The 3,364-nt window shown below is 61.9% G+C and carries 5 protein-coding genes; 4 read left to right on the plus strand and 1 reads right to left on the minus strand.

All coding sequences use genetic code 11. From position 1 onward, the window contains the following. Positions 1-217: 217 nt before the first annotated feature. Complete coding sequence (gene mtgA, locus LVD08_RS02255) at positions 218-940, minus strand: monofunctional biosynthetic peptidoglycan transglycosylase (protein ID WP_134784878.1); 723 nt, start codon at positions 938-940, stop codon at positions 218-220. A 74-nt stretch (positions 941-1,014) separates the two neighbouring features. Between mtgA and LVD08_RS02260 the strand changes: the two genes are divergently transcribed. From LVD08_RS02260 to trmB, 4 genes are all read left to right on the plus strand, one after another. Then, on the plus strand, positions 1,015-1,386 hold the full coding sequence (locus LVD08_RS02260; RefSeq protein ID WP_003229144.1) for a DUF423 domain-containing protein: 372 nt from the start codon (positions 1,015-1,017) through the stop codon (positions 1,384-1,386). 80 nt (positions 1,387-1,466) lie between these two features. Then, positions 1,467-1,667 carry a sulfur carrier protein ThiS gene (thiS, locus tag LVD08_RS02265; RefSeq protein ID WP_167734067.1) on the plus strand — a complete coding sequence of 67 codons (201 nt, stop codon included), beginning with the start codon at positions 1,467-1,469 and terminating at the stop codon, positions 1,665-1,667. A gap of 59 nt (positions 1,668-1,726) precedes the next feature. Next, complete coding sequence (locus LVD08_RS02270; protein ID WP_007964131.1) at positions 1,727-2,521, plus strand: thiazole synthase; 795 nt, start codon at positions 1,727-1,729, stop codon at positions 2,519-2,521. Positions 2,522-2,530: 9 nt separating this feature from the next. Next, positions 2,531-3,256, plus strand: a complete 726-nt coding sequence (trmB, locus tag LVD08_RS02275) for a tRNA (guanosine(46)-N7)-methyltransferase TrmB (RefSeq protein ID WP_027610572.1) — start codon at positions 2,531-2,533, stop codon at positions 3,254-3,256. The last annotated feature ends 108 nt before the right edge of the window (positions 3,257-3,364 follow it).

Consider the following 3,364-nt stretch of genomic DNA (forward strand, 5'->3'; position numbering starts at 1 on the left):
AGCGAGAAAAACACCCACAGGTGCCCGACCCCCGCCAACCGGGCGCCCGGGCAAAAAAACCCCCCCCAAACAGCGATGTCGGGCGCGTTTTTATTTCTGTTTCAACACAAATCCCTGTAGGAGTGAGCCTGCTCGCGATAGCGGTCTTCCTGCCACATTTATTGTGACTGACATGACGCTATCGCGAGCAGGCTCACTCCTACAGGGGGCTTCAGCGTTATTCAGCCCAAGGCGCCCGACGCGAATCATCAAGCCCCAGCAGATAGCTGGTCCCGCCCAACTGGCTCATCTGCTGGCGAATCCACCCGGCCCGGCGCGACACATAAGCCGTCGGATGGCTGGCGCTCCACACGCGCGGATTAGGCAGCACCGCCGCCAGATAACTCGCCTGCTGCCGCGACAGTGACTTGGCGCTCACACCAAAGTGATGACGTGCTGCGGCTTCGGCACCAAACACCCCGTCATCCCACTCGACGCTGTTCAGGTAAACCTCAAGAATCCGCTGCTTGGGCCACAACACCTCGATCAGTGCGGTAAACCATGCTTCCAGGCCTTTGCGCAGATAGCTGCGACCGGACCACAGAAACAGGTTCTTCGACACTTGTTGGCTCAAGGTGCTGGCACCGCGAATCGAACCGCCGAGTTCGTTGTGGGCCAGCGCAGCCTGAATCGCGCCGAAGTCAAAACCCCAGTGCTCGGGAAACTTCTGGTCTTCGCCGGCCATGACCGCGACCTTGAGATCGTCGGAGATTTCGTCCCACGGTTTCCAGGTGCGCTGCAGGTCAATCGGCTCGCCGTCGACCCAGGATTCGATCTTGCGCTCGACCATCAGCGCCGTGCCCGGCGGTGGCACGAAGCGAAACAGCAACACCAGCAATACACTGCCGCCCGCGAACCAGAGCAGGGCCTTCGTGAGACGACGCAAAAGTGAACGCAGCATAGAGATGGCTTGGCCGAACCGATAGAGCGGGCCATTATACAGACCCTGCCGAACGAGTCTGACTGGAGTTCCACATGCTGCGTGGCTTTCTGATGCTGGCCGCTTTCTTTGGTTTTACCGGTGTGGGCCTGGGCGCCTTCGCCGCGCATGGCCTGAAGAGCCGCCTGACCCCCGAGTATCTGGCGATTTTCCACACTGGCGTGACCTATCAATTGGTGCACACCCTGGCGCTGTTCGGTGTGGCGCTGCTGGCCACGCAGATTCAGGGGCGGCTGGTGACCTGGGCTGGTATCTCGTTCGCCGTCGGCATCCTGTTGTTCTCGGGCAGTCTGTATGTGCTGACCACCACCGGCATCAGCAAGCTCGGCATCATCACTCCGTTCGGCGGTCTGGCGTTTCTGGTTGGCTGGCTGTGTCTTGGACTTGCCGCCTGGCGCCTGCAGTAAACCGCTTGACGCTTGGTGCTGACCTTTAGGTCATGATCGGGCTAGAATGCCACCCCCTAAAAATGATGGCGGCCAGGCGCATGCGCATTCAGTTGAACGGCGAATCCCTTGAACTGCCCGACGGTGAAACCGTTGCGGCCCTGATTGCCCGTATGGACCTGACCGGTCGCCGGGTGGCAGTCGAACTCAATCTGGATATCGTCCCGCGCAGCCAGCATGCCGACACCATCCTGAACGACGGCGACAACGTCGAAGTGGTGCACGCCATCGGCGGCGGCTGATCGCCGGCCCGCAAGGGCACAGAATTCTGCAAGACCCTCACCCCTAAAGAGGATTCCCCATGAGCATCGTTCGCAGCGACAAGCCTTTTGTTCTGGCCGGTCGAACTTACCAGTCGCGTTTGCTGGTCGGTACCGGCAAGTACCGTGACATGGAAGAAACCCGTCAGGCCATCGAAGCCTCGGGTGCCGAGATCGTCACCTTCGCCGTGCGCCGTACCAACCTCGGCCAGATCGAAGGCGAGCCGAACCTGCTCGAAGTGCTGTCGCCGGATCGCTACACCTTCCTGCCGAACACCGCCGGTTGCTACGACGCTATCGAGGCCGTGCGCACCTGCCGCCTGGCCCGTGAGCTGCTCGATGGTCACAACCTGGTGAAGCTGGAAGTGCTGGCCGACCAGAAAACCCTGTTCCCCAACGTGATCGAAACCCTCAAGGCCGCCGAAACGCTGGTCAAGGAAGGCTTCGACGTGATGGTTTACACCAGTGATGACCCGATCATCGCCCGGCAACTGGCGGAAATCGGCTGCATCGCGGTCATGCCGCTGGCCGGTCTGATCGGTTCCGGTCTGGGGATCTGCAACCCGTACAACCTGCAGATCATCCTCGAAGAAGCCAAGATTCCGGTGCTGGTGGATGCCGGTGTCGGTACCGCCTCCGACGCCACCATCGCCATGGAACTGGGCTGTGACGCGGTGCTGATGAACTCGGCCATCGCCCATGCTCAGCAACCGGTGATGATGGCCCAAGCCATGCAACACGCGATCGTCGCAGGCCGCTTGGCCTACCTCGCCGGCCGCATGCCGAAAAAACTCTATGCCAGCGCCTCTTCGCCGCTGGATGGTCTGATCAAGTAAGAGCCATTGATGACTGAATCGAACGACACGCCTATCCAGACGGAAGAGGGCGACGAGCGCCAACACCGCCGCATCAAGAGTTTCGTGATGCGCGCCGGGCGCATGACCGAAGGCCAGCAACGGGGTCTGGACCAGGGCGCGCCGCTGTACGTGCTGCCGCTGGCCGACGCGCCGGTGGATTACGATCAGGTGTTCGGCCGTTCGGCGCCGCGCTCGCTGGAGATCGGTTTCGGCATGGGCCACTCGCTGCTGGAAATGGCCGCGGCGGCACCGGATCAGGACTTCATCGGTGTGGAAGTGCACCGTCCGGGTGTCGGCGCGCTGCTCAACGGCGTGCTGACTCAGGGCCTGACCAACCTGCGGGTCTACGATTGCGACGCGATTGAAGTGCTCAACCGCTGCATCGCCGACAACAGCCTCGATCGCCTGATGCTGTTCTTCCCGGATCCATGGCACAAGAGCCGTCACCACAAGCGTCGTATCGTTCAGGCGTCCTTCGCCGAACTGGTGCGCAGCAAGCTGAAGGTTGGCGGCATCCTGCACATGGCCACCGACTGGGAGCCGTACGCCGAGTACATGCTGGAAGTGATGAACGTCGCCCCGGGCTACCGCAACCTCGCCGAAGACGGCAAATGCGTACCGCGCCCGGCCGAACGGCCGATCACCAAGTTCGAACGCCGCGGCGAACGTCTTGGGCATGGCGTGTGGGATCTGAAGTTCGAGAAAATCGCTTAAACATCACGCAAAACCCAATGTGGGAGGGGGGGTGCGCGGGGAAGCCGGGGTTCAATCTCCCGTTGGGGTGGGCGGGACGGGGCCCTCCCGGGCGAGCCCCCCCCCCCC

The sequence above is a fragment of the Pseudomonas sp. YL2 genome, assembly GCF_023063025.1.
Classification (GTDB): Bacteria; Pseudomonadota; Gammaproteobacteria; order Pseudomonadales; family Pseudomonadaceae; genus Aquipseudomonas; species Aquipseudomonas putida_A.